This is a genomic window from Rathayibacter tanaceti (assembly GCF_001634385.1).
Taxonomy (GTDB): Bacteria; Actinomycetota; Actinomycetes; order Actinomycetales; family Microbacteriaceae; genus Rathayibacter; species Rathayibacter tanaceti.
Window position 1 is genome coordinate 1 of sequence record NZ_LIIN01000021.1, and the last position, 22139, is coordinate 22139.

The following is a 22139-nucleotide window of genomic DNA, read 5'->3' on the forward strand; positions in this document are numbered from 1 at the left end:
TCGGGCCTGCGCGGCTCCTCGACCGTCCGGGGCTCGGCGATCGCGGGCGCGGGCTCCGCCTCTGCCGCGTCGCGCTCGGTAGCCGCCCGGGCCTGCTCGGCCACCTCGGGCACGACCACCAGATCGTCGGTCTCGATGACGGGGATCGCCGCGGTCGTCGTTCCGAGCTGCAGCGCTGCGATCAGCTCGGGGGCGTGCTTCGTGCTCACGATCAGGCGCGCGTAGTCCTCGTCGATCAGGTCGATCACGACCGCCGACGCGGTGCGCTTGATCAGCAGGAAGTCCCTCCCGCCGTGGAACTTCCAGGTGCCGGTCGCGATGGTGAGCGGAACAGCCGTGCCGGGTGCACTCACTCCGCGCACCCAGATCCACGGGTCCTCGGTGACCGTCGCCGAGCGGATGCTCGCCCGATCGACGACGACGTCGCCGCGGTGGAACGCGAGCAGGCGCTCGACTGCGGTCAGACGGAGTTCGAGGCGGTCGGGGAGCACGGTCACGACGGGCATGCCCTCTAGTCTGCCCCGCCGCCCGCCGCCGGGTCAGCGCTGGATCGCACAACTCCTCGCTCCCACGCCAGTCGGTGACAGCATGGGAGCATGCCGATGGACCCGCAGGAGGCACGCCTGCTCGACACGCAGCTCGCCGAGCGCCTGGCCGACACCCGCCTCGAGGCGGCCCGGCTCGACGAGTCCCTGGCCGAGCTCCTGCGCGACCGCGCCGACGGCACCGCCGACGACGAGCACGATCCGGAGGGCACCCCGCTCTCGGCCGAATGGTCGCGGATGGCCGGCGTCCGCGAGGCGCTGACCCGCTCCCTCCACGAGCTCGAGGCCGCCCGCGAACGTCTCGGCGCCGGCGGCTACGGCGACTGCGCCCGGTGCGGCCGCCCCATCGGGGCCGCACGTCTGACCGCTCGGCCCACCGCCGAGCTCTGCATCGACTGCGCGCGCCGAGCGGAGTCCCGCCGCCGCTGACCCGCCCTTCTGAAGGCCCCCACAGATCTCGGCATACGGAAACCCACGTTCTCCTGCGAGCATTCACATTCGGCCCACCACCCTCGAAAGGAGGGTGCTGCTCGCCGGCCCTCCTCCCCCTCCGCTCGAAAGGCACCCCTGCGATGACCGAAACGTCGACCGCCCGATCGCCCGGCACCCCTCCCGCCCCCGACCCACGGGCCTGGCGCTCACTGATCGTCCTTCTCGCGGGAATGTTCATCGCCTTGCTCGACACCACGATCGTCAACGTCGCACTGCCGACGATCCGCACGACCCTCGACGCCTCGGAGTCGACGCTCTCGTGGATCATCTCGGGCTATGCGCTCGCCTTCGGTCTCGCACTGATCCCGGCAGGCCGCCTCGGCGACCGCTTCGGCCACAAATGGGTCTTCGTCAGCGGAGTCGCCCTGTTCACGGTGGCCAGCTTCGCCTGCGGTCTTGCGGCCGACGACGCGCAGCTCGTGATCGCGCGTGTCGTCCAGGGACTCGCCGGCGGCGTGTTCGTGCCCGCGGTCAACGCCTACATCCAGCTGCTGTTCCGCGGCCCGTCGCGCGGCAAGGCGTTCGCCGTGATGGGGGCGGTGCTCGGAGTCTCGTCGGCACTCGGACCGATCATCGGCGGTCTGATCATCCAGGCCTTCGGCGACGAGAACGGCTGGCGACTGGTCTTCTGGGTGAACCTGCCCATCGGCGTGGCGACCCTCGCCGCCGCGGCACTCCTGCTCCCCTCGCGCCGCGACCTCGAGCCCGGCGACCGCGCACCGAGCGGAGGCGTCGACTGGCTGGGCCTGATCCTGGTCTCCGGCGGGCTGGTCGCCCTGCTCGTGCCGCTCATCCAGGGCGAGGACGAGGGCTGGCCCCTCTGGACCTTCCTCTCGATCGCCGGCGGAGTCGTCCTCCTGGCGGCGTTCGGCGCGTGGGAGGTGCTCTACGTCCGCCGCGGGCGCGCACCGCTGGTGCCACCGTCGTTGTTCCGCCACCCCGCCTTCACCGGAGGCGTGATCCTGGCGCTGGTCTACTTCGCCGCCTTCACGAGCATCTTCTTCACCATCTCGCTGCTCTGGCAGTCGGGACTCGGCCGCACCGCCCTCGAGTCCGGCCTGGTCTCGATCCCCTTCGCGATCGGCAGCATCATCAGCTCGTCGCAGAGCAACCGGATGACCGTGCGGCTCGGCCGCACCGTCCTGGTGATGGGCAGCGCCCTCCTGGCCGTCGGGCTCGGCTGGGTGTGGCTGGTGCTGCTCACTGCGACGCCGGACTCGATCACGAGCTGGCAGCTCCTGGTGCCGCTGCTGATCGCGGGCCTGGGTAACGGCTTCTTCGTCGCGCCGAACGTGCAGTTCATCGTCTCGACCGTCGATCCGCAGGACGCGGGCGCCGCGAGCGGAGTGATCTCGGCGATCCAGCGGATCGGCTCAGCCGTCGGCATCGCGGTCATCGGCAGCGTGCTGTTCGGGAACCTCGTGATCACCGGACCGGACACCGTCGCCTCGGGATTCCTCGACGCCGCGGCGCCGGCGATGCTGCTCAGCGCGCTGATGGCGGTCGCCGCGTTCGCCCTGGTGTTCGTGCTGCCGAGGTCGGTCTCCCGGCAGGGCTGAGCCCCGAGTGCGGGCCGCCCCCTGCAGGGCGGTCCGCCCGCTACGCTGCCGCCGCCGCTGCCCTTGCCGCCGAGGGCAGCGCGTCGACGATCCGCCCGATCGCCGCGTCGTCGTGGGCGGCCGACACGAACCACGCCTCGAACACCGACGGCGGCAGCGAGACTCCCGCGTCGAGCATCGCGTGGAAGAACGCCGGATAGCGGAACGCCTCCTGCGCCTGCACCTCGGCGTAGTCGCGCACGGGCCGGCCGAGATCGGTGAACACGAAGCTGAACAGGCTGCCCGCCGTCTGCACCGTGTGCGCGACCCCCTCCGCCGAGAGCGCCGCCGAGACCTCGCGCTGCAGCGTCAGCGCCGTCGCGTCGAGGGAGGCGTAGACCGCGTCGTCCGCGAGCTGCAGCGTGCGGATGCCCGCTGCCACCGCGACCGGGTTTCCCGAGAGCGTCCCCGCCTGGTACACGGGCCCGAGCGGAGCCAGGTGGTCCATCACGTCCGCGCGGCCGCCGAGGGCCGCCACGGGCATCCCTCCGCCGATGACCTTGCCGAAGGTGTACAGGTCGGCCCGGTACGGAGCCGCGGACCCGCGGTTCTCGAGCGCCCACCATCCCCCTGCGCTGACCCGGAAACCGGTCAGCACCTCGTCCATGATCAGCAGCGAGCCGTTCGCGTGCACCAGCTCGGCGAGGGCCGCGTTGAAGCCGGAGGTCGGCGGCACCACTCCCATGTTGGCCGCCGCCGCCTCGGTGATCACCGCAGCGATCTCCTGGCCGCGTTCGGCGAGCACCGCGCGGACGGCGTCGAGGTCGTTGTAGGGCAGGACGATCGTCTGCGCCGCCGTCGCCTCGGTCACACCGGCCGACGCCGGCAGCGAGAGCGTCGCGAGGCCGGAGCCGGCGTCGGCGAGGAGTCCGTCGGAGTGGCCGTGGTAGTGGCCGGAGAACTTGATCAGCAGGTCGCGACCGGTGACGCCGCGGGCGAGGCGGATCGCCGTCATCGTCGCCTCGGTCCCGGTCGAGACGAGTCGCAACTTCTCGATCGGCGACACTCCCCCGGCGGTGATCCGCGCTTCGACGAGTTCGGCCAGCTCGGTCTCGGCCGGCGTCGACGCCCCGAACGAGAGCCCGCGGGCCGCCGCCTCCTGCACGGCCCGGACGACCTCGGGATGCGCGTGCCCGAGCACCGCCGGCCCCCAGGAGCAGACGAGGTCGACGTACTCGCGCCCGTCGGCATCGGTGATGAAGGGACCGGTGGCCGAGACCATGAAACGCGGGGTCCCGCCGACCGAGCGGAACGCCCTGACCGGCGAGTTGACGCCTCCGGGGATCGCGTGCCGGGCACGCTCGTACAGGGTGTCGTTCGCCGAGGGAGTCACCCTCCCACGATACGTGGCCTACCTCAGCAGGTCCCGCGCGATCTCGACCGCCCAGTACGTCAGAACGGCGTCCGCGCCGGCCCGGAGGATCCCGGTCACCGACTCGAGGATCGCGGGCTCGCGCGAGATCCAGCCGTTCGCGGCGGCGGCCTCGATCATGGCGTACTCGCCCGACACCTGGTAGGCCCAGACCGGGACGTCCGAGACGGAGGCGACGTCCGAGAGCACGTCGAGGTAGCTCATCGCGGGCTTCACCATCACCACGTCGGCGCCCTCGGCGAGATCGAGGGTGGCCTCGCGCAGGCCCTCACGGCGGTTCGCCGGATCCTGCTGGTACGTGCGCCTATCGCCCTCGAGCGTCGACTGGACGGCCTCGCGGAAGGGACCGTAGAAGCTGGAGGCGTACTTCGCCGAGTAGGCGAGGATCGCCGTGTCGAGATGCCCGGCTCCGTCGAGCGCGGCCCGCAGGGCGCCGACCTGCCCGTCCATCATCCCCGAGAGGCCCAGCAGGTGCGAGCCCGCCTCCGCCTGCGCGAGTGCCATCTCCTCGTAGCGGAGCAGAGTGGCGTCGTTGTCGACGCGGCCTCTCGCGTCGAGGACCCCGCAGTGGCCGTGGTCGGTGAACTCGTCGAGGCACAGGTCGGTCTGCACGACGAGCGCGTCGCCGACCTCCTCGACGACGACGCGGTCGCCGCGTTGAGCACCCCGTCGGGATCCGTCGCCCCGGACCCGTCCGCGTCGCGGGTGGTCGGGACTCCGAACAGCATCACGCCGCCCAGGCCCGCCTCCGCCGCCTCCGTCACCGCGCCGCGCACGCTGTCGAGCGAGTGGTGCAGCACGCCCGGCATCGAGGCGATCGGGCGGGCCTCGGTGATCCCCTCGGCGACGAAGAGGGGGAGGATCAACTGGGCAGGGTGGATGCGCGTCTCCTGCACGAGTCGGCGGAGGGCGGGGGTGGTGCGGAGGCGCCGTGGGCGGTGGACGGTCATGCTCTCCAGCGTAATCCCGCCGCGCCGGGCGCTCCCGGGAGCGCACCTCCGCACCGCTCGGCGACACACGTTCTCTCCCGATCGGGCCGCCGGGCGCACGCACACCGCCTTCGACCACGCCCTGGCGACCGGTCGGGTCCTTGCCTGCGTCGAGGGTGTCTCTGGACGCCGGCGCAGGGGCGACGACGCAGCGTCGGCCGAGCCGCCGTCTCCCCCGCCATCGCGGAGGACACGCACTCACGGCCGACGGCGCAACGGCGCAGATCAGCGGGGGGCGCGCTCGGAGGCGACGGCGGCGACCGCGGAGATCAGGGAGGAGGCGGACCGCTCGTCGGCGACCACGTCGACACGCAGACCGGAGGCACGCGCGTCCTTCGCCGTCTGCGGACCGATCGCTGCGACGAGGGTCGACTCCGGCACCGGGCCCAGCTGCTTCTGCACCTGCTCGGCCACGCTGCCCGAGGTCACCAGGATCGCGTGGACGGCACCGCTGGCGACGTCCGCGATCACGCGCTCCTCCACCGGCACGCCCACCGTGCGGTAGGCGACCACCGAGCGCACGTCGTGCCCGATGCGGGTCAGTCCCTCGGTGAGCAGCGGCTTCGCGATCTCGGAGCGCAACGTCAGGACCCGCAGCGGATGCCTGCCGCCCGTCGCCTGCTCCCACTCCGCGAGCAGGCCGCGGGCCGAGTTGTCCTCGGAGGGGACGAGATCGACGGTGTAGCCGGCCGCAACGAGCGCGGCGGCGGTGGTCTCGCCGACGGCCGCGACCTTCGTGGTCGGCGGAACGGTCGTGCGCAGGAGGGACAGCACATCGACCGTCGTCGCGCTCGTGACCGTCATCCAGTCGAAGGCGCCCGACTCCAGATCGGCGAGGGCCTGCTCGAGGGCGGGGAAGTCGTCCGTCGGCGCGAAGTTGATCATCGGCGCGACGACGGGCGAGGCGCCCTTGGCCCGGAGAGCGGCGGCGACACCGTCTCCCCACGGGCCTCCGCGGGGGACGAGGACACGCCACCCCTGCAACGGCTTCTCCCACTGGGAGTAGGCGGCGGGGACGATCACGACGGGGCTCCCAGTGGTGCGAGTTCGGCGGCACCCGCACCGAGAAGCGCGTCAGCGAGCAGGGAGCCGCAGCGGAACGCGGCTTCGACGACGGGCAGTTCGCGACCACCATACTGCGGATCGGCGCGGTGTCGACCCTCGCTGACCGAACCGTTATCGACCGGCTCCGCCACCTCCCGTGCGAGGGACGCAGTGCCGTCGATCGCGAAGACGACTCCGCGCAAGACGACCCGGTCGCCCTCGACGACGGCGGTCGCTCCGATCGGCGCGGCGCACCCGGCTTCGAGGGAGGCGAGGAGGGAGCGCTCCGCCGTGATCGCCGCTCGCGTGCGCAGGTGCTCGACCGCCTCCAGGGCCGCACGCAGCTCAAGCGTCGGCTCCTCGTCGCGGACCTCGATCGCGAGGGCGCCCTGGCCGGGTGCGTGCGGAGAGACGTCGAAGTCGAGCAGCTCGGTGATCGCGTCCACGCGGCCGAGTCGTCGCAGTCCGGAGAGGGCGAGCACGATCGCATCCAGCGGCGACTCACTGGCGGGCAGCACCCGCCGCAGCCGCGTGTCGATGTTGCCGCGGATGTCGACGATCTCGAGGTCGGGGCGCGCGGCGAGCAGGGCCGCACGCCGGCGCGGGGAGCCGGTGCCGACGCGGGCGCCTGCGGGCAGGGTCGCCAGAGTCAGGCCGTCGCGCGCGCAGAGGGCGTCGCGCGGGTCTTCCCGCTCGGGCACGGCGCCCAGCAGGATCCCCTCCACGGCGGCGGTCGGCAGATCTTTCAGCGAGTGCACGATCGCATCGCACTGCCCGGCGAGCAGGGCATCACGCAGGGCACTGACGAAGACGCCGGTGCCGCCGAGCGAGGCGAGCGATCCGCGCATGCGGTCGCCGTCCGACTCGATCCGCACGAGTTCCACGGGGACGCCCGCGGCGGTCGACATCAGATCGGCCGTCATCCGGGTCTGCGCCACCGCGAGCGCGCTCGCGCGGGTGCCGACTCGGATGCTCACAGCCGCGGACTCGCGATCACGGCGCCACTCCTGCGAGCGCGGGCTTGAACCCCGCTCGCACGTTCTCGCAGCAGCCGGGACGGCAGACGTCGTACCACGGGCCGAGCTCCGTCATCGACGGGCGCTCCTCGGTCGGCGTGCCGTTCACTCGCTCGAGCACGAGGTCGACCAGCCCGGAGACGTAGACCGGGTCGGTGCCGGGAGTCGCGACCCGGAGCGCGACAAGGCCGTGCTCCTCCGACGTCTCGAGGGCCTCGTTATCGAGGTCCCACATGACCTCCATGTGGTCGGACACGAAGCCCAGCGGCACGATGAGCAACGCGCGCCTGCCCTTCGCGGGCAACTCGGCGATCGCGTCGTTGATGTCGGGCTCGAGCCACGGCTGGGTGGGCGGTCCGGAGCGGGACTGGTAGACGAGCTGCCACGGGACGTCCTCGGGGGTGGCGGCGGCCATGACGACCTCGGCGACCGCGAGGTGCTGCGCCTCGTAGGCGCGCCCGCGCCGAAGCCGTTCACGTCGACGACGGTGCCGTCGTCGTGGCGCTCGTGCGGTCCGCTGCGCTCGGCGTCGGAGGTGGGGATCGAGTGCGTCGCGAAGAGCACCTCGACCTCGGTGGTGACGTCGAGGTCCGGCATCCGCTCACGCAGCTGGTCGAGCCCGTCGTGCACGGCCTTGACGAACGGCATCACGAAGCGGGGTGGTCGAAGAACTGGCGCACCTTGTCGATCCGCAGCCGGCCCTCGAGTCCGGTGGCGTCGAGTGCCGCGGCGAAGTCCTCGCGATACTGGCGGCAGGACGAGAAAGAGGAGTAGGCGCTGGTCGCGATCGCGATCAGGTTCGAGAAGCCGCGCTCCTGCGCCTCCGTCACCGCCTCGGTCAGGTAGGGCGCCCAGTTGCGATTGCCCCAGAGCACCGGCAGGTCGATGCCGCGCCGAGCGAGCTCGGCCTCCATCGCCGCCTTGAGCGCGCGGTTCTGCGCATTGATCGGGCTGACGCCGCCGAAGTGGCGGTAGTGGTGGGCGACCTCCTCGAGGCGCTCCTCGGGGATGCCGCGGCCGCGGGTGACGTTGCGCAGGAACGGGATCACGTCGTCCTGGCCCTCGGGCCCGCCGAAGCCGGCGAGGAGGATCGCGTCGTAGGCCACGGGGACCTCGACGTGCTCGGGACCGGAAGCCGCCGCGGGGGTCGCGCCCCGGACGAGGATCTGCGGGTCGCTGGTCGTGTCGCTCATCGGAGTACCTCGGCGATCTGGTCGGCCTCGATGCGCCGGCCGGTGTAGAAGGGGACTTCCTCGCGCACGTGGCGGCGGGCCTCGGTGGCCCGCAGGTCGCGCATGAGATCGACGAGGGTGACGAGCTCCTCGTCCTCGAGGGCGAGGATCCACTCGTAGTCGCCGAGCGAGAACGAGGCGACGGTGTTCGTCAGCACAGAGCGGAACCGGGAGCCCTGGCGCCCGTGCTGGGCGAGCATCGCGCGGCGCTCCTCGTCGGGGAGGATGTACCACTCGTAGGAGCGGACGAAGGGGTAGACGGTCAGCCATCGAGCCGGCGCCTTGCCGCGCATGTAGGCCGGCAAGTGGTTGGCACTGAACTCGGCGTCGCGGTGGACGCCCATCGCGTTCCAGGTGGGGAGGAGTCCGACCAGCAGCTCCGTGCGGCGCAGCTCGCGGTAGCCGCGCTGCAGTTCCTCGGGCGCGGGGCCCGTGAGCCACAGCATGATGTCGGCGTCCGCGCGCAAGGCGGAGACGTCGTAGGTGCCGCGGACGGTGACGCCCCCATCCGCCAACTGGGTGACGAGGTGCTCGTACTGCTTCACGGCCGGCTCGACGGCGTCGCTGGACAGGGTGAACGGACGCGCGGGATCCCTGCGGAGAACCGCCCAGAGCGTGTATCCCAGGGCCTGATCGGAGTGATCCTGATCGGCGGGGGGCTGCGGCGCCGGAGCGACGGCGCTCGTCTCGGGGGCGGACTGAACGGGACCCGCCGTACCGGCGGTCTGATCGGTCATTGACCCATCATCCCTCCGCTCGTGCCGATGCACAAAAGCAGACACGGCTCTGGCGCCGGAGGCCCCGGAGCGCTAACGATCCGGAGCCTCGGGCCGCTCAGTCCTCGGTGATCTGCTTCGCGATGCCCCAGGCGACGAGACCGACCGCGGCCGCCGCGCCGACGGCACCGGCGATCAGCGCCGACGGGTTCCGTCGTCGGACGACCTGGAGCTTGCGCTGGAGAGCGCGCTGGGCCGCACGCACCTTGCGGGGGACGTTGATCCTGTCCTCGATCGCGTCGAGGGTCGCCGCTAGCTCCGAGCGGGCCCGCTCGATGTCGGCCTTCAACTGGCCGGGCTGGAGCTCCGCGGGGTCGACGAAACGGGGCGTACTGCTGCTCACCGCGCGCTCAGTTGTCATAGCTGCCCACTCCCTTGAAGGCCTGGATGTCCTTCTTGATGCTCTCGATCGACTCTTGCGGTACCGGCGGAACGGCCTTCTTGATGGTCCGGACGCCGATCAGGGCCAGGACGACCGCCACCAGCAGGAAGAACACCGTGACGATGAGCGCCGAGAGCCACGCCGGCAGCCAGGAGGCGATGCCGATGATCGCGAACGCGACCAGTGTCGCCCACCCCGTGATGAGGAAGAAGGCCGCGACGGCGAACAGGCCGACGGCCAAGCCGGCGCTCTTGGCCTTGCCCGCGAGCTCGTTCTTGAGCGAGGCGACCTCGGCCTTGACGAGTTCGATCACGAGACCGGGCAGGTCGCCGACCAGCTCCCCCAGTGATCGGGCGTTCTTGGGATTGCGTTCGTTCACCACGGGAGCTCCTCGAGGGTGGGACGTGTCGGCCGGCGTGCGACGGTCGGGGCCGGAGGGATGGGCACTACGCCTTGCTGGTGGAGGACGACGAGGTCGATCCTCCTGAGCCGGCCGATGCCGCAGCCTCGTCGACCTTCGCCGCGGCCTCCCGCGCGGCCGCCGCGGCCTGCGCATCGCTCGCGCCCTGCGCCTTCTTCCCGCCGGAGACGGCCTTGACGACCACCGAGCGCACGACCTCGTACGCCTTGTCGGAGGCGGTGCTCAGCTGGGCCTTCGCCGCGCCGCCGACGGCACCCGCGACGTCCTGCACCGGCTGCGTCTTCCAGACCTTGTTCGCCGCCGAGGCGATCTGCTCGTACCGCTTGCGGCCGGCGCGTGCTCCCAGCACGTACCCGGCTGCGGCTCCTGCCACGAAAAGAATCTTGCCCTTCACGCCTACTCCTCGTCCTGGGTCGCTCTCGCGATCGTCCACGCGGTCGGTGACCACTCGTGCCGGAGCACACCGCGCTCACGCGGATGCCTGGGCCTAAGAGTAGCCGTCGCCGTCCGAGTCTTCGCGCGGGAGTCCCACTCCTTGACGCACTAGGCGGCGCCGGATAAGAGCGGCGGCCTCTGCGGCGTGGGGCAGCACAGACGCCAACCCCGTGCCCGCCATCCAGGTGCCGGTGACGACGACTCCCTCCACCGGGGCGAGCGCCTCGCGGAACGCCTCCAGGTTCGCGCGGCGGCCGAGCGCCGCGGCCGGACGGACGTTCGCCCAGCGCACCCGGGCGGATCCGACGAGGGAGGCCGCGTCGAGGGCGGTCCCGAGGAGGAGGGACGCGTCGCGCAGAGCGATCTCAGCCACCTCGTCGTCGCCACGGCCCTCCAGCGGCGGGCTCTCGCCCGGGCGCCCGTACGAGAGCCGCAGCACGTGACGGCCGGGCGGGAGGGAGGCGGCCAGCCACTCCCACTTCGCCGTCGCGTGGGTGAGCGCCTTGGCGGTCACCTCTCGCGCCGTCGGTGCCACGAGCACCCCGGAGCCGCGCGGCGCGGCATCGAGGCGGGGGTCGTCGACGACGAGCGTCACCAGCTCGACGGAGTCGTGCAGGGCCGAGTCGGGGCTCTCGCCGACCGAGGGCACCACACCGCTCAGGAGGGCGCGCGCGTCGTTCTCGGGAGTCGCGACGATCACCGAGCGGGCCGTCAGAGCGCCATGGTCCAGCGTGAGGACGAAGTGCCCGTCCGAGCCCTCGAGCCGCGCGACCGGCACACCGGTGCGGATCTCGCCCGAGAGGTAGTCGATCCGCTCGACAAGCGCGGCGACGAGGCGGTGCATCCCGCCCTCTATACCGCGGACAGCCACGCCTGCCGGCAGGTTGGCGCGCAGGGCGGCGACGCCTCCCGCGAGCGAGCCCGCGCGGGTGATCGCCCCGTTCAGCCCGGGAGCCGCGAGGTCGACATCGATGTCCTCGGGACGACTCGAGTAGACGCCGGAGACGACCGGCGCGACCAGATCCTCGAGCACGCGGCGGCCCATCCGGGTGCGCACGAGCTCGGCGAGCGAGTGGGCGCGCCCGATGCGCAGGACCGGCATCAGAGTGTCGAGCCAGGCGCGCCACGCGCCGCGGCGCCCGATCGCCCGGACGACGTCGGGCGCGAGCGGCGTGCCGGGGATGCCGAGGACGCCTGCGCCCGGGGACGGGACGGAGCGGCCTCCTGAGAGGTGCAGCCAGGAGCCGTGGGTCCGCGGCTCGACGACCGACTCGACCAGCGGGCGGCCGTCGAGCGTCAGAGCAGCGAGCGCCCTCTCGACGGCGCCTCCGCGGGTGGCGAAGCTCTCGGCGCCCGCGTCGAACGCGACCCCCGCGAGCTCCAGCGGCGACACGGAGCCGCCGACCTGCTCCGCAGCCTCGAGCACGACGACGCGGAGCCCGATGCGGAGGCACTCGGCGGCGGCGGCGAGACCCGCCACTCCGCCGCCGACCACGGCGACGTCGTACTGCGCGGCGTCGAGCCGCCTGTCGACGCTCACGGCCGCCAGTCGTGCACGAACGCGACCAGGCGCGTCAGCACGTCCGGGTCGGTCTCGGGCGGCACGCCGTGGCCGAGGTTGAGCACGTGCGCGGGGGCGCTGAGGCCGCGGCGGAGGACGTCGTCGACGTGGGCAGAGAGCACCTCCCATGGCGCGCTGAGCAGCGCGGGATCGACGTTGCCCTGCACAGGGACGAAGCCGCCCAGGCGGTGGTTGGCCTCGTCGAGCGGGATCCGGTGGTCGATGCCGACGACGTCCGCGCCGATGGCGTGCATGGCGCCGAGCAGCTCGCCCGTGCCCACGCCGAAGTGCACGATGGGCACGTTGCTGCGAGTGCCGCCGTGCTCGAAGGCCAGGTCGCGCACGTGCTCGAGCGCTCGGGCGGAGGCGGGGGCCACGTGGGCCGTGTAGTCGGCGAGCGAGAGCGAGCCCGCCCAGGAGTCGAAGAGCTGCGCGGCGCTCGCTCCGGCGAGCACCTGAGCGCGGAGGAAGCGGCCGGTGACCTCGGCGGTCCACTCCATCAGCTGCGCCCAGGCGCCCGGATCGGCGTGCATCATCGTCCGGGCCCGCAGATGGTCCTTCGAGGGTCCGCCCTCGACCAGGTAGGCGGCCAGGGTGAACGGGGCTCCGGCGAAGCCGATCAGCGGAGTGGCGCCGAGACCCTCGACGGTGCGGCGCACGCCCTCGCGAATGGGCTCGAGGGTCTCGTCGAGCACGGCCGGATCGGTCGCGGCCAGTGCGGCGACGTCGGCCGCGGTGCGCACAGGCGTGTCGAGCACGGGGCCACGGCCCGGGACGATCTCGACGGCCACACCCGCCAGCCGCAGCGGGATGACGATGTCGCTGAAGAAGATGCCGGCGTCCACTCCGTGCCGACGGACCGGCTGGAGCGTGATCTCGCTCGCGAGCGCCGGGTCGAGGCAGGCGTCGAGCATCTTCGTGTCGGTGCGCAGGGCGCGGTACTCGGGGAGGCTGCGGCCGGCCTGGCGCATGAACCAGACGGGAGTCGTGTCCGGCCGCTCCGACCGGTACGCGCGCAGCAGCGCAGAGTCGGCGGTGCGCCCGGAGGAGAGGGGGTGCAGCGGATCGAGTAGGCCGGCGGTGGGGGAGGTCACCGCGGCATTATTCCAGGAGCATCCGTGATTCCTGGCGCATCCGTGCAGTCCTCCCGCGCTACGGCCCCAGGCCCCGACCTCCGCGGGTAGACTGACGCAGTGCTTCTGTGTCTGACGGCGTCGCACAAGAACGCCAGCTTCGATCTCCTCGAGAAGCTCTCCGTCGACTCCTCCGCCGTGGCCTCCGCCCTGTCCGACGGGATCGACTTCGTCTCGGGGGCCGTCGTCGTCGCGACGTGCAACCGTTTCGAGGCCTACCTCGACATCGACGAGCCGCTGACGGCCGCGCAGGCCGTCGCGGTCGAGGCGGCGACCGCCGCCGTGAGCGCCGCGACCGGCATCGAGCAGGAGGAGCTGCGCGGTAGCGTCCACGTCGTCTCCGGAGACCGCGTGGCCGAGCACCTCTTCGCTGTGTCGAGCGGACTCGAGTCGGTCGTCGTCGGCGAGGGCGAGATCGCCGGTCAGGTCCGCCGCTCCCTTGAGGAGGCGCGGCGCCTGGGCACCACCTCGTCCGAGCTCGAGCGGCTGTTCCAGCGCGCCTCTCAGACGTCCCGAGGGATCAAGAACCGCACGGGCCTCGGCAGCGCCGGCCGTTCGATCGTGCGGCTCGCTCTCGATCTCGCCGCGAGCCGCGTGACCGACTGGCGTGCCGCTCGCGTCCTTCTCATCGGCACCGGCAGCTACGCACGCGCCACTGTCGCCGCCCTGCGCGACCGCGGAGTCGCCGACATCGCCGTGCACTCCCCCTCCGGCCGGGCCGAGGGCTTCGCCGCGCGACGCTCGCTGCGACCGATCGAGGGCGCCGATCTGGCGCTCGAGGCCGTATCGGCCGATGTCGTGATCACCTGCACCACCACGCAGGAGCCCGTGCTCGACGCGGCCCTGATCACCGCGGGCCGCCTCCAGGGCTTCTCGCGCGAGCGCCAGCTCGTGATCGACCTCGGCCTCCCCCGCAACGTCGCGGCCGACGTCACGAGCGTCACCGGAGTCGAGCTGCTCGATCTCGAGACCATCAGCCTGCACGCGCCGCTCGAGGTGCTCGACGCCTCCGAGAAGGCGCGGGCCCTCGTCGACAGGGCGGTCCGCAAGTTCTCGGATGTCGCCGATGAGAAAAGCCTCACGCCCGCGGTGGTGGCGCTGCGGGCCTACGTCTTCGACGCGCTCGACGCCGAGATCGAGCGGGCCCGCTCCCGCGGCGACGACGACGGCCGCACCGAGCAGGCGCTCCGCCACCTCGCGGGCGTCCTGTTGCACACCCCGAGCGTCCGCGCCCGCGACTATGCGCGTGCCGGCGCGCAGGAGGCGTACGTGACCGGACTCGAGGCACTCTTCGGTATCACCGTCCCCGCCGAGCCGGCCTCCACCGTCCGTCCGGACTCCGGCGCGGCCACCGCGTGAGCCTGCGGCTGCCGTTCGACGCGGAGCCGCTGCGCACCGCTCCCCTGCTCACCCAGCGCCTCCTGCTGCGCCCCCTGGGCCTCGACGATGCCGATGACCACGCCCACTATCAGGGCGATCCGGAGGCGGTCCGCTCTCTCCGCTGGCCGGTGCGCACTCCCGAGGAGTCGCGCGAGCACCTGCTGCGCCGGCTCCCCTCGACGCGGTTGGCCGCTGACGGCGACGCGGCGGTGCTGGCGATCGTCCGCGCGAGGGGGAGCTCGCCGGCCGGATGATCGGCGACCTGACCCTCGTCGTCGCCTCCGTCGAACAGGCCACGATCGAGATCGGCTGGGTGCTGCATCCGGAGGCGCAGGGGCGCGGCTATGCCGCTGAGGCCTCCGCGGCCCTGCTCGATCTGGCAGTCGACCTGCTCGGGGCCCACCGCGTCGTGGCGCAGCTCGACGCGCGCAACACCGCCTCCGCCCGGCTCTGCGAGCGGCTCGGGATGCGCCTCGAAACGCGCCACCTCGACGAGGAGTTCTGCAAGGGCGAGTGGACGTCGACCCTCGTCGACGCCCTGCTCGCCCGCGAGCGCTGACGCCTTCGCCAGGTGCCGCTCACGCGCGGCGCCCGTTTTAGCGCGTTGGAGGCACCATCACAAAGGGCCTCAGGCCCCGCGCAGCCCGGCCGAGAGGTACGACTCGAGCTGGTCGAGCGCGATCCGCTCCTGCTTCATCGTGTCGCGATCGCGCACCGTCACCGCGTCGTCCTCGAGCGAGTCGAAGTCGACCGTCACGCAGTACGGCGTGCCGATCTCATCCTGGCGGCGGTAGCGGCGGCCGATCGCTCCGGAGTCGTCGAAGTCGACGTTCCACAGCTGGCGGAGCCGATCGGCGACCCGGCGGGCGAGCGGAGAGAGGGCCTCGTTGCGCGAGAGCGGCAGCACCGCCACCTTCACCGGCGCCAAGCGCGGGTCGAGGTGCAGCACCGTGCGCGTCTCGACCTTGCCCTTGGCGTTCGGCGGCAACTCCTGCTCCTCGTACGCGTCGACGAGGAACGCCATCAGAGCCCGGGTGAGGCCGAAGGACGGCTCGATCACGAAAGGCACGTAGCGCTCGTTCTTGTTCTGGTCGAAGAACGAGAGGTCCTTGCCGGAGTGCTCGATGTGCGTCTTGAGGTCGTAGTCGGTGCGGTTCGCGACTCCCATCAGCTCACCCCACTCGCCCGAGGCGAAGCTGAAGCGGTACTCGATGTCGACGGTGCGCTTGGAGTAGTGCGAGAGCTTGTCCTTCGGGTGCTCGAACTGGCGGATGTTCTCCGGGCTGATCCCGAGGTCGACGAACCAGTCCCACGCCAGCTTCATCCAGGTTTCCTGCCACTCCTCGTCCGTGCCGGGCTCGACGAAGAACTCGAGCTCCATCTGCTCGAACTCGCGGGTGCGGAAGATGAAGTTGCCGGGCGTGATCTCGTTGCGGAACGCTTTGCCGATCTGGCCGATGCCGAACGGCGGCTTCTTCCGGGCGCTCTGCAGCACGTTCGCGAAGTTGGTGAAGATGCCCTGCGCGGTCTCCGGTCGCAGGTAGTGCAGACCGGACTCGTCGTCGACGACACCCAGGTAGGTCTTCATCAGGCCGGAGAACTGCTTGATCTCGGTCCACTGGCCGACCTTGTCGGGGTGCTCCGGGTCCGGGATGTCGGCGAGGCCGTTGACCGGCGGGTGGCCGTTGACCTCCTCGTAGGTCTCGAAGAGGTGGTCGGCACGGTAGCGCTTGTGCGTGATCAGCGACTCGGTCAGAGGGTCCGAGAAGACGCCGACATGACCGGAGGCGTTCCAGATCGCGGTCGGCAGGATCACGGCCGAGTCGAGGCCGACCACGTCTCCGCGGCCCTGCACGAACGCCTTCCACCACTGGCGCTTGATGTTCTCCTTGAGCTCCACGCCGAGGGGCCCGTAGTCCCAGGCGGAGCGAGTGCCCCCGTAGATCTCACCCGAGGGGAAGACGAACCCCCTGTGCTGCGCGAGGGTGATGACGGTGTCGAGGGTGGTGGGTTCTGCCACGGGATGCTCCTCAGCTGTTCGGGCGCACGGGGCCCCGGCGCGCGCCGGCTGCGCGCGTCCTTCTGGTGTGCCCCCATGGTAACCGCGGGCGCACCGGCGAGAACGGCGCTCGACGCACCGCGACGGGCATGATGAGCGGATGAGCGCTCTGCCTCCGATCGTCGTCTCGGCGGTCGCCGTCCTCCGCGATCGTCGAGTCCTGATGGTCACCGCGCGGGGACGCGACGTGCTCTACCTCCCGGGCGGCAAGGTTGATCCGGGCGAGAGCGCAGAGGCGGCGGCGGCCCGCGAAGCCCGGGAGGAGCTCGGGGCGGAGGCGGAGGTCCTGTCGGCCCTCTTCACCGTCCGCAGGCAGGCCCACGGCGAGCCTGAGGGGCGGGAGGTGCACATGACGGTGTTCGCCGCCGCGCTCGATCGGGAGCCGCGCCCGAGCGGCGAGATCGACTCCCTGCACTGGGTCACCGGCGAGGATGCGTCTCGGTGCCCGCCCGCCGGCGTCGAGACCCTGGAGCGGCTCCGCGCCCTCGATCTCGTCGACTGACGCCCGCGGCGTCGCGCCCGCTCCAGGGCAGCTAGCCTCGTGGCGTGGAGACGAGACGACGCGCCCGGGACCGGTCGACGCTGGACGGGACGGGTCGGCTCGAACCGGTGCGGCTGGAGGCGGCGGTGCCCATACTCCGCATCTTCTCGGTCGCGAAGGCGGGCGAGTTCTACGTCGACTATCTCGGCTTCGAGGTCGACTGGGAGCACCGCGCTGAGGTCGACGCACCGCTCTACTTGCAGGTCTCGCGCTCGGGCCTGCGCCTGCACCTGAGTGAGCACCACCGCGACGGGAGTCCGGGCGCCGCCGTGCACGTCGCCGTGCGCGGGGTCAGAGAATTGCACGCCGAGCTCGATGCGAAGGCTACCCCTACCTGAATCCGCGGATCACCCGCACGCCGTTCGGCTTCGCCCTGGACGTCATCGACCCCTTCGGCAACCAGCTGCGCTTCGCCGAGCCGGCCCCGGAGCCGTCCGCGCCGTGACCGCGGGCGGCTCGCCCGCCTGAGCGACATCTGATCAACCGTTCACCGCCTGTCCATGCAGTTCGGGTGCCGATCCCCTACCGTGGGAGGAATGGCTTCACGGGGGACGATCGAGCGGTCGGGGACGACCGGGACGTCGGAGCGCGTGCGCAGAGCGCGGCTCCGCGTCTCCCCGGTCGCGCCTCTGGCCAGTGGCCTCCTCGGTTCGATCGCGATCCTGCTCGGCTCGCTCGGAGTCGGCTACCTGCCCCACGACTCGCCGATCCGCGACTGGCCGCTCATCGCGTCGATCCGTGCCACGGGCTGGCTGACCGAGATGAGCGGCGTCCTCGTGGTCGGCGGCGGTCTCCTCCTGCTGGTTGCTTGGCTCCGACTACGCACGACCGCCCTGGCCGGGGGCCCTGCCGCACTGCGGGCGATCGTGGTCGCCGCTCTCGTCTGGGCAGCGCCGCTCCTCCTGACGGTGCCGCTGTTCAGCCACGACATGTTCTCGTACGTCGCGCAGGGGCGCCTGATGACGCAGGGGATCGATCCGTACACGAACGGAGTCGCCACGCTTCCGGGGTGGTTCGCCCTGGGCGTCGACCCGTTGTGGGCGGACACGCCGACGCCGTACGGCCCTCTCTACCTCCTTATCGAACGCGCCGCTGTCCAGTTCGCCGGCTACGGCTCACCCGAGCTCTCGATCGCCATGCTCCGGGCGGTCTCGGTCGCGGGAGTGGCGGTCGTGAGCGTCTACGCGATCCGTCTGGCGCGGCTCCGAGGCCTCTCGACCTCGCTCACGGCATGGACGGTCGTGGCGAATCCGCTCACGCTCGTGCTGTTCATCGTCGCCGGCCACAACGACGGCGTCATGCTCGCCCTGATCCTGGCCTCTCTCTACTACGCCCAGACCGATCGCCGCATCACCGCGGTGGTACTGATGGCGGGAGCCATCGCGATCAAGCCGGTCGCGATCATCGCGCTTCCTGTGCTGGCTCTGCTGTGGCTGCGCCACGACGCGACGCTGCGGGAGCGGATCCGTGCCTGGGCGTGGTCCGGCCTCGGCGCGCTCGGCCTGGTCGCGGCGATCGGCCTCCTCGCCGGCGTCGGCATGGGCTGGATCGGCGCGATGGTCGTCCCCGGCTCGATCCTGCACTGGTACGCACCGATGTCGTTCGTCTCGGTGGTCACCTCGACCGCCGTTGAGATGACCGGGCACGATCCCGCCGCGGCGATCGCCGCCGTGAAGATCCTGGCCCTCGCCGTCGCCGGCGCGATCGCGCGGGTCTGATGCTGTCGAAGCGGGCGATCGATCCTCTCGCGCGCCTGTCCGGCGCACTCCTGGCGTTCGTGACGGCGTCGACGGCCATCCACCCCTGGTACGCGCTCTGGATCCTCCCGATCGCAGCGCTCTCGCGTCCCTGGCGGAGCGCCCACGTGCACCTCGCCGTGTACGCCTCGATCTTCCTGATGTGCGTGACCCTGGCCGAACCGGTCGACGGGGGCGGAGGGACGCTCGACCAGATCCCCGCTCGTGTGGCGACGATCGCGGCAATCGCGGTCATCGGGATGTACGTCCTGCTGGGCTACACCGATGAGGAACGCGTCGACACCGGCTCGCTCGTGCATGCGGTGCCGTTCGGGTCCGAAACGCTGAGCCGCATCAGCGGTGGCCGCCTCGGCGGGCCGCAGTTCGCGCGCCCCTCACGCATCACCGAGTAGCGCGCCGCCCCGGCGGATCGCTCAGGAGGCGGAGGGCTCCTCGTCCCGGCCCGGCTGTGTGCGCGTGCGACGATCGATCGCAGCATGCGCGGTGGCGGCAGCGGCGTCCGGCGAGCCGACCGGTCCATCCGGGCCGCCGAGGACGCGGGAGAGAGACGAAAGCCATCCTGAGTCGTCACGGCGGCCCGTGAGCGCAACGTTGAAGAGCGGAAGCTCGCTTCGGGTCGCGTGGATCGCGTAGGACTCGCGGCTGTAGCCGTTGTCGGGCACGACGGGCGCGCGGCGATCCGGCTCGGAGGAGGGCTCTGCGGCGTGCTCGGGGCCGTCTTCGGCGTCGAGCACGCCTCCGTCGGCCTGTGCGGCCTCGACGGGTGCGGAGTCGTCACGCTCGACCGTCTCAAGCGGGGAGGTGTCAGGCTCGGGGGCGTCCAACGCAGGGGCCTCCAGCTCGGGGGCGTCCGACTCAGGGGCGTCCAGCTCAGGGGCGTCCAGCTCGGGGGCGTCCACCGCAGGGACGTCCAGCTCAGCGTCGTCCAACGGGGGCGCATCTCGTCCCTCGTCCACGACGGAATCGTCGGCGGTCTGGTCGTTCAACTCCTCGACGCCCTCGGGCTCCGGAGTCTCGTTACTCACGGCGATCTCGGCGTCGGGAGTCTCCGGCGACTCGTCGTTCCCGTCGACCCACGCCTGTCCGGCCTCGGTGACGCTGCTGTCGATGCGCTCGTCGGCGCGGTGATCCTGATCCACGGGGCGGCCCTCCTGTCTCCGCACCGAGCGGACGGAGCGGACGCCGTGGCTGTCGCGCCTCGTCGCTCAGCCAGGCTACCCCGTGATCAGGGGAGCTCGGATCCGGTGGCGCCCGATCGCGGCACAGGGCGCCAGACGACGAGCTCGGTGCGGCGCTGCGTGCGTGTGCCGTGGCGCAGGGTGACGACGTCGCCCTCGAGTCCTGCGGCGAACACCCTCCGCCCCGGCCGGTTGAGCAGCTCGTCGGCCAGCGCCGTCTCGAGCTCCCGCACGCGCTGTGTGAGCGATTGCACCTGGTTCTCGAGCTGGAGTATCCGGGCGATGCCCTCGAGCGAGACTCCCTCGGAGGACAGCCGTGCCACCTCGCGCAATTGCACGACATCGCGCATGGAATAGCGGCGTGACTTGCCCGCTGTGCGGGTGGGACTGACCAGCCCGAGGCGGTCGTACTGCCGCAGCGTCTGCGGATGCATCCCGGCGAGGTCGGCGGCGACGGCGATCGCGAAGACGGGCGTGTTCTCGTCCATGTCCCCTCCTCTCCGATTGGCCGCGCCGATCCGTTCCCGCCTAGTAGCGGGCCTTCTCCAGGATGTCCTCGCGCGGGTCTTCGTCGGGTTCGGCTGCCGCATAGGCCTCGAGCGCCTCACGGGCGCCCGACGAGAGGTGGCTCGGGACGGCCACGTGGAGCACGGCCAGCAGATCGCCGGTTCCCTTGGATGTCGAGACGCCGCGGCCCTTCACCCGCAGGACGCGGCCGCTGGGGGTGCCGGGAGCGACCCGCAGCTTGACCGGTTCGCCGCCGAGCGTCGGCACCTCGATCGTGGCACCGAAGACGGCCTCGACGAAGGTGACGGGGACGGTGACGCGGAGGTTCTGGCCGTCGCGCTCGAAGACCGGATGCTTGCGCACCGAGACCGTGAGCACCAGGTCGCCCGGCTCGCCGCCGTCTGGGCTCGGGCGTCCCTTGCCGCGGACGCGGATCTTCTGATCGTCGGACACTCCCGCCGGGATGCGTACGGAGAGCGTGCGCCCGTCTCCGGTCTGCAGCTGGACGGTGTCGCCCCGCGTTGCGGTGCGGAAGTCGATGGTGGTGCTGGCCGTGACGTCGGCGCCCTTCTGCGGGCCGCCGAAGCCTCGGTAGCCGCCACTCGGCTGGCCGAAGCGGGCGTTGCCACCACCCCCGAACATGCCGCCGAGGATGTCCTCGAAGCCGGGCGGAGGCCCCTGCTGGGTGCTGTAGGTCGTGCGTCCGCCCTGCCCGAACATGCCGCCGAAGACGTCGTCGAAACCGCCGGCCTGGCCTCCCGCCGTGAACCGGGCGCCGCCGCCCATCGCGCGGATCTGGTCGTACTCTTTGCGCTGGTCCGGGTCGGAGAGGACGGTGTACGCCTCGCTGATCTCCTTGAAGCGCGCTTCGGCCTTCGCATCCCCGGGGTTGGAGTCGGGGTGGAACTGACGGGCGAGCTTGCGGTAGGTCTTCTTGAGGTCCGCCGCGGAGACGTCCTTGGACACGCCGAGGACCTTGTAGAAGTCCTTGTCGAACCAATCCTGGCTGGCCATGTGCCTCTTCCTGTGTCGTATGCGGCGAGGGGCCCCGCCCGGAGCCGGCAGTGCGCTGCCGAGCGGGCGGGGCCCTCCGCGAGTGGTGCTGGTACCGAGGTCAGTCGGCGGGGACCGCCACGACCACCTTGGCGGCCCGCAGCAGCGAGCCTCCGAGGTAGTAGCCCGACTCGACGACGTCCGCGACCGTGGAGGTCTCGGTGCCGGGAGTCGGCTGCTGGAAGATCGCCTCGTGGAGGGTGGGGTCGAACAGGTCGCCGACCGCGCCGGTCTTCACAAGGCCGAGCTTCTCCACTCCGGCGCGCAACTTCTGCGCGATGGCCGTGAAGGGTCCGCCCTCGGCGAGGTCGCCGTGCTTCTCGGCACGGTCGAGGTCGTCGAGCACGGGGAGGATGACCTTGACCGCCTCACCGATCGCCCGCTCCTTGTCGACCTGACGGTTCGACTCGGTGCGCTTGCGGTAGTTCGCATACTCTGCGGTCACCCGCTGGAGGTCGGCGAGGTGCTCGGCCGCGAGGGTCTCGGCGCTGGACTGCCCCGAGAGGAAGGAGAGGTCGGCGTCCGAGAGCGTCGTCTCGACGTCCGGACCCTCGGCCTCGATGAGGCCCTCCGGGTCCTGTGCGTCCTTCGCCGCCTCGGCTCCCGCCTCGTCGCCGGTGGCCGGCTGCTCCTCGGGGAGATCCTGGGGCTCGTTCTCGGCTGCCATG

23 protein-coding genes and 3 pseudogenes are annotated in these 22139 nt (G+C 71.7%); 9 read left to right on the top strand and 17 right to left on the bottom strand.

Translation table 11 applies throughout. The annotated features are described in order from the left end of the window. Window positions 1-506: hypothetical protein (locus ACH61_RS04350; protein WP_068209016.1), on the bottom strand; the 506-nt coding region annotated here is incomplete at its 3' end. Window positions 507-596: 90 nt separating this feature from the next. On the opposite strand from ACH61_RS04350, the gene ACH61_RS04355 reads away from it, so the two are divergent. Both ACH61_RS04355 and ACH61_RS04360 read left to right on the top strand, forming a co-directional pair. Continuing rightward, the gene (locus ACH61_RS04355; RefSeq protein WP_236713537.1) at window positions 597-974 is read left to right on the top strand and encodes a TraR/DksA family transcriptional regulator; all 378 of its coding nucleotides are present in this window, start codon (window positions 597-599) and stop codon (window positions 972-974) included. A 143-nt stretch (window positions 975-1117) separates the two neighbouring features. Beyond that, on the top strand, window positions 1118-2596 hold the full coding sequence (locus tag ACH61_RS04360) for an MFS transporter (RefSeq protein ID WP_068209027.1): 1479 nt from the start codon (window positions 1118-1120) through the stop codon (window positions 2594-2596). A gap of 40 nt (window positions 2597-2636) precedes the next feature. Here the strand turns inward: ACH61_RS04360 and hemL are convergent, their stop codons facing one another. The 11 genes and pseudogenes from hemL to hemE form a co-directional block, all read right to left on the bottom strand. Continuing rightward, a complete protein-coding gene (hemL, locus tag ACH61_RS04365) occupies window positions 2637-3968 on the bottom strand; it encodes a glutamate-1-semialdehyde 2,1-aminomutase (RefSeq protein ID WP_068209030.1) in 1332 nt (443 codons plus the stop codon). 18 nt (window positions 3969-3986) lie between these two features. Continuing rightward, window positions 3987-4957: pseudogene (hemB, locus tag ACH61_RS04370) on the bottom strand (porphobilinogen synthase). A gap of 264 nt (window positions 4958-5221) precedes the next feature. After that, a complete protein-coding gene (locus tag ACH61_RS04375) occupies window positions 5222-6016 on the bottom strand; it encodes a uroporphyrinogen-III synthase (protein ID WP_068209083.1) in 795 nt (264 codons plus the stop codon). Continuing rightward, on the bottom strand, window positions 6016-7017 hold the full coding sequence (gene hemC / locus ACH61_RS04380; RefSeq protein WP_068209033.1) for a hydroxymethylbilane synthase: 1002 nt from the start codon (window positions 7015-7017) through the stop codon (window positions 6016-6018). The genes ACH61_RS04375 and hemC overlap by 1 nt, the downstream gene beginning before the upstream one ends. A 16-nt stretch (window positions 7018-7033) precedes the next feature. Then, window positions 7034-8249 (bottom strand): annotated as a pseudogene (locus tag ACH61_RS04385) (ferrochelatase). Continuing rightward, window positions 8246-9025, bottom strand: coding sequence for a hydrogen peroxide-dependent heme synthase (gene hemQ, locus ACH61_RS04390; RefSeq protein ID WP_082845014.1), 780 nt, complete (start codon window positions 9023-9025; stop codon window positions 8246-8248). Before hemQ ends, ACH61_RS04385 begins: the two are co-directional and overlap by 4 nt. A gap of 97 nt (window positions 9026-9122) precedes the next feature. Next, a complete protein-coding gene (locus ACH61_RS04395; protein ID WP_082845015.1) occupies window positions 9123-9425 on the bottom strand; it encodes a DUF3618 domain-containing protein in 303 nt (100 codons plus the stop codon). Further along, complete coding sequence (locus ACH61_RS04400) at window positions 9415-9825, bottom strand: phage holin family protein (RefSeq protein WP_236713538.1); 411 nt, start codon at window positions 9823-9825, stop codon at window positions 9415-9417. The genes ACH61_RS04395 and ACH61_RS04400 overlap by 11 nt, the downstream gene beginning before the upstream one ends. A 67-nt stretch (window positions 9826-9892) precedes the next feature. Beyond that, window positions 9893-10261: a hypothetical protein gene (locus ACH61_RS17870; RefSeq protein ID WP_068209040.1), complete on the bottom strand. Its 369-nt coding sequence runs from the start codon at window positions 10259-10261 to the stop codon at window positions 9893-9895. Between the two features lie 93 nt (window positions 10262-10354). Continuing rightward, window positions 10355-11842 (bottom strand): protoporphyrinogen/coproporphyrinogen oxidase, encoded by a 1488-nt coding sequence (locus ACH61_RS04410; protein ID WP_082845017.1) that lies wholly within the window; start codon window positions 11840-11842, stop codon window positions 10355-10357. Further along, window positions 11839-12957, bottom strand: coding sequence for a uroporphyrinogen decarboxylase (gene hemE, locus ACH61_RS04415; RefSeq protein WP_068209043.1), 1119 nt, complete (start codon window positions 12955-12957; stop codon window positions 11839-11841). Before hemE ends, ACH61_RS04410 begins: the two co-directional genes overlap by 4 nt. 99 nt (window positions 12958-13056) lie before the next feature. On the opposite strand from hemE, the gene ACH61_RS04420 reads away from it, so the two are divergent. The 3 genes from ACH61_RS04420 to ACH61_RS18175 are packed head-to-tail and all read left to right on the top strand — an operon-like array spanning window position 13057 to window position 14935. Beyond that, window positions 13057-14355, top strand: a complete 1299-nt coding sequence (locus ACH61_RS04420; RefSeq protein ID WP_068209045.1) for a glutamyl-tRNA reductase — start codon at window positions 13057-13059, stop codon at window positions 14353-14355. Beyond that, complete coding sequence (locus tag ACH61_RS18170; protein ID WP_236713539.1) at window positions 14352-14630, top strand: GNAT family N-acetyltransferase; 279 nt, start codon at window positions 14352-14354, stop codon at window positions 14628-14630. The genes ACH61_RS04420 and ACH61_RS18170 overlap by 4 nt, the downstream gene beginning before the upstream one ends. Then, entirely contained in the window at window positions 14627-14935 is a 309-nt protein-coding gene (locus ACH61_RS18175; RefSeq protein ID WP_236713540.1) for a GNAT family N-acetyltransferase, read from the top strand. The genes ACH61_RS18170 and ACH61_RS18175 overlap by 4 nt, the downstream gene beginning before the upstream one ends. Window positions 14936-15004: 69 nt before the next feature. On the opposite strand, the gene ACH61_RS04430 is transcribed toward ACH61_RS18175, so the two are convergent. Then, the gene (locus tag ACH61_RS04430) at window positions 15005-16396 is read right to left on the bottom strand and encodes a glycine--tRNA ligase (protein WP_068209047.1); all 1392 of its coding nucleotides are present in this window, start codon (window positions 16394-16396) and stop codon (window positions 15005-15007) included. 139 nt (window positions 16397-16535) lie between these two features. Here ACH61_RS04430 and ACH61_RS04435 point away from each other — a divergent pair, with 139 nt between their 5' ends. The 4 genes and pseudogenes from ACH61_RS04435 (at window position 16536) to ACH61_RS04450 (ending at window position 19125) form a co-directional block, all read left to right on the top strand. Further along, window positions 16536-16937 (top strand): NUDIX hydrolase, encoded by a 402-nt coding sequence (locus ACH61_RS04435; RefSeq protein WP_068209049.1) that lies wholly within the window; start codon window positions 16536-16538, stop codon window positions 16935-16937. 125 nt (window positions 16938-17062) lie between these two features. Continuing rightward, window positions 17063-17421: pseudogene (locus tag ACH61_RS04440) on the top strand (glyoxalase superfamily protein). Between the two features lie 91 nt (window positions 17422-17512). Then, entirely contained in the window at window positions 17513-18694 is a 1182-nt protein-coding gene (gene mptB / locus ACH61_RS04445) for a polyprenol phosphomannose-dependent alpha 1,6 mannosyltransferase MptB (RefSeq protein WP_068209052.1), read from the top strand. Next, the gene (locus tag ACH61_RS04450) at window positions 18694-19125 is read left to right on the top strand and encodes a hypothetical protein (protein WP_068209055.1); all 432 of its coding nucleotides are present in this window, start codon (window positions 18694-18696) and stop codon (window positions 19123-19125) included. Before mptB ends, ACH61_RS04450 begins: the two co-directional genes overlap by 1 nt. A 21-nt stretch (window positions 19126-19146) precedes the next feature. Here ACH61_RS04450 and ACH61_RS04455 read toward each other — a convergent pair whose 3' ends face one another. The 4 genes from ACH61_RS04455 to ACH61_RS04470 all read right to left on the bottom strand — a co-directional run bounded on the left by ACH61_RS04455 (window position 19147) and on the right by ACH61_RS04470 (window position 22138). Next, on the bottom strand, window positions 19147-19872 hold the full coding sequence (locus ACH61_RS04455) for a prolipoprotein diacylglyceryl transferase (RefSeq protein WP_068209058.1): 726 nt from the start codon (window positions 19870-19872) through the stop codon (window positions 19147-19149). Window positions 19873-19958: 86 nt separating this feature from the next. Beyond that, window positions 19959-20399: a heat shock protein transcriptional repressor HspR gene (locus tag ACH61_RS04460; protein ID WP_068209061.1), complete on the bottom strand. Its 441-nt coding sequence runs from the start codon at window positions 20397-20399 to the stop codon at window positions 19959-19961. Between the two features lie 40 nt (window positions 20400-20439). After that, a complete protein-coding gene (locus tag ACH61_RS04465) occupies window positions 20440-21432 on the bottom strand; it encodes a DnaJ C-terminal domain-containing protein (protein WP_068209064.1) in 993 nt (330 codons plus the stop codon). 100 nt (window positions 21433-21532) lie between these two features. Then, window positions 21533-22138, bottom strand: coding sequence for a nucleotide exchange factor GrpE (locus ACH61_RS04470; protein WP_068209067.1), 606 nt, complete (start codon window positions 22136-22138; stop codon window positions 21533-21535). Window position 22139 lies beyond the last annotated feature (1 nt).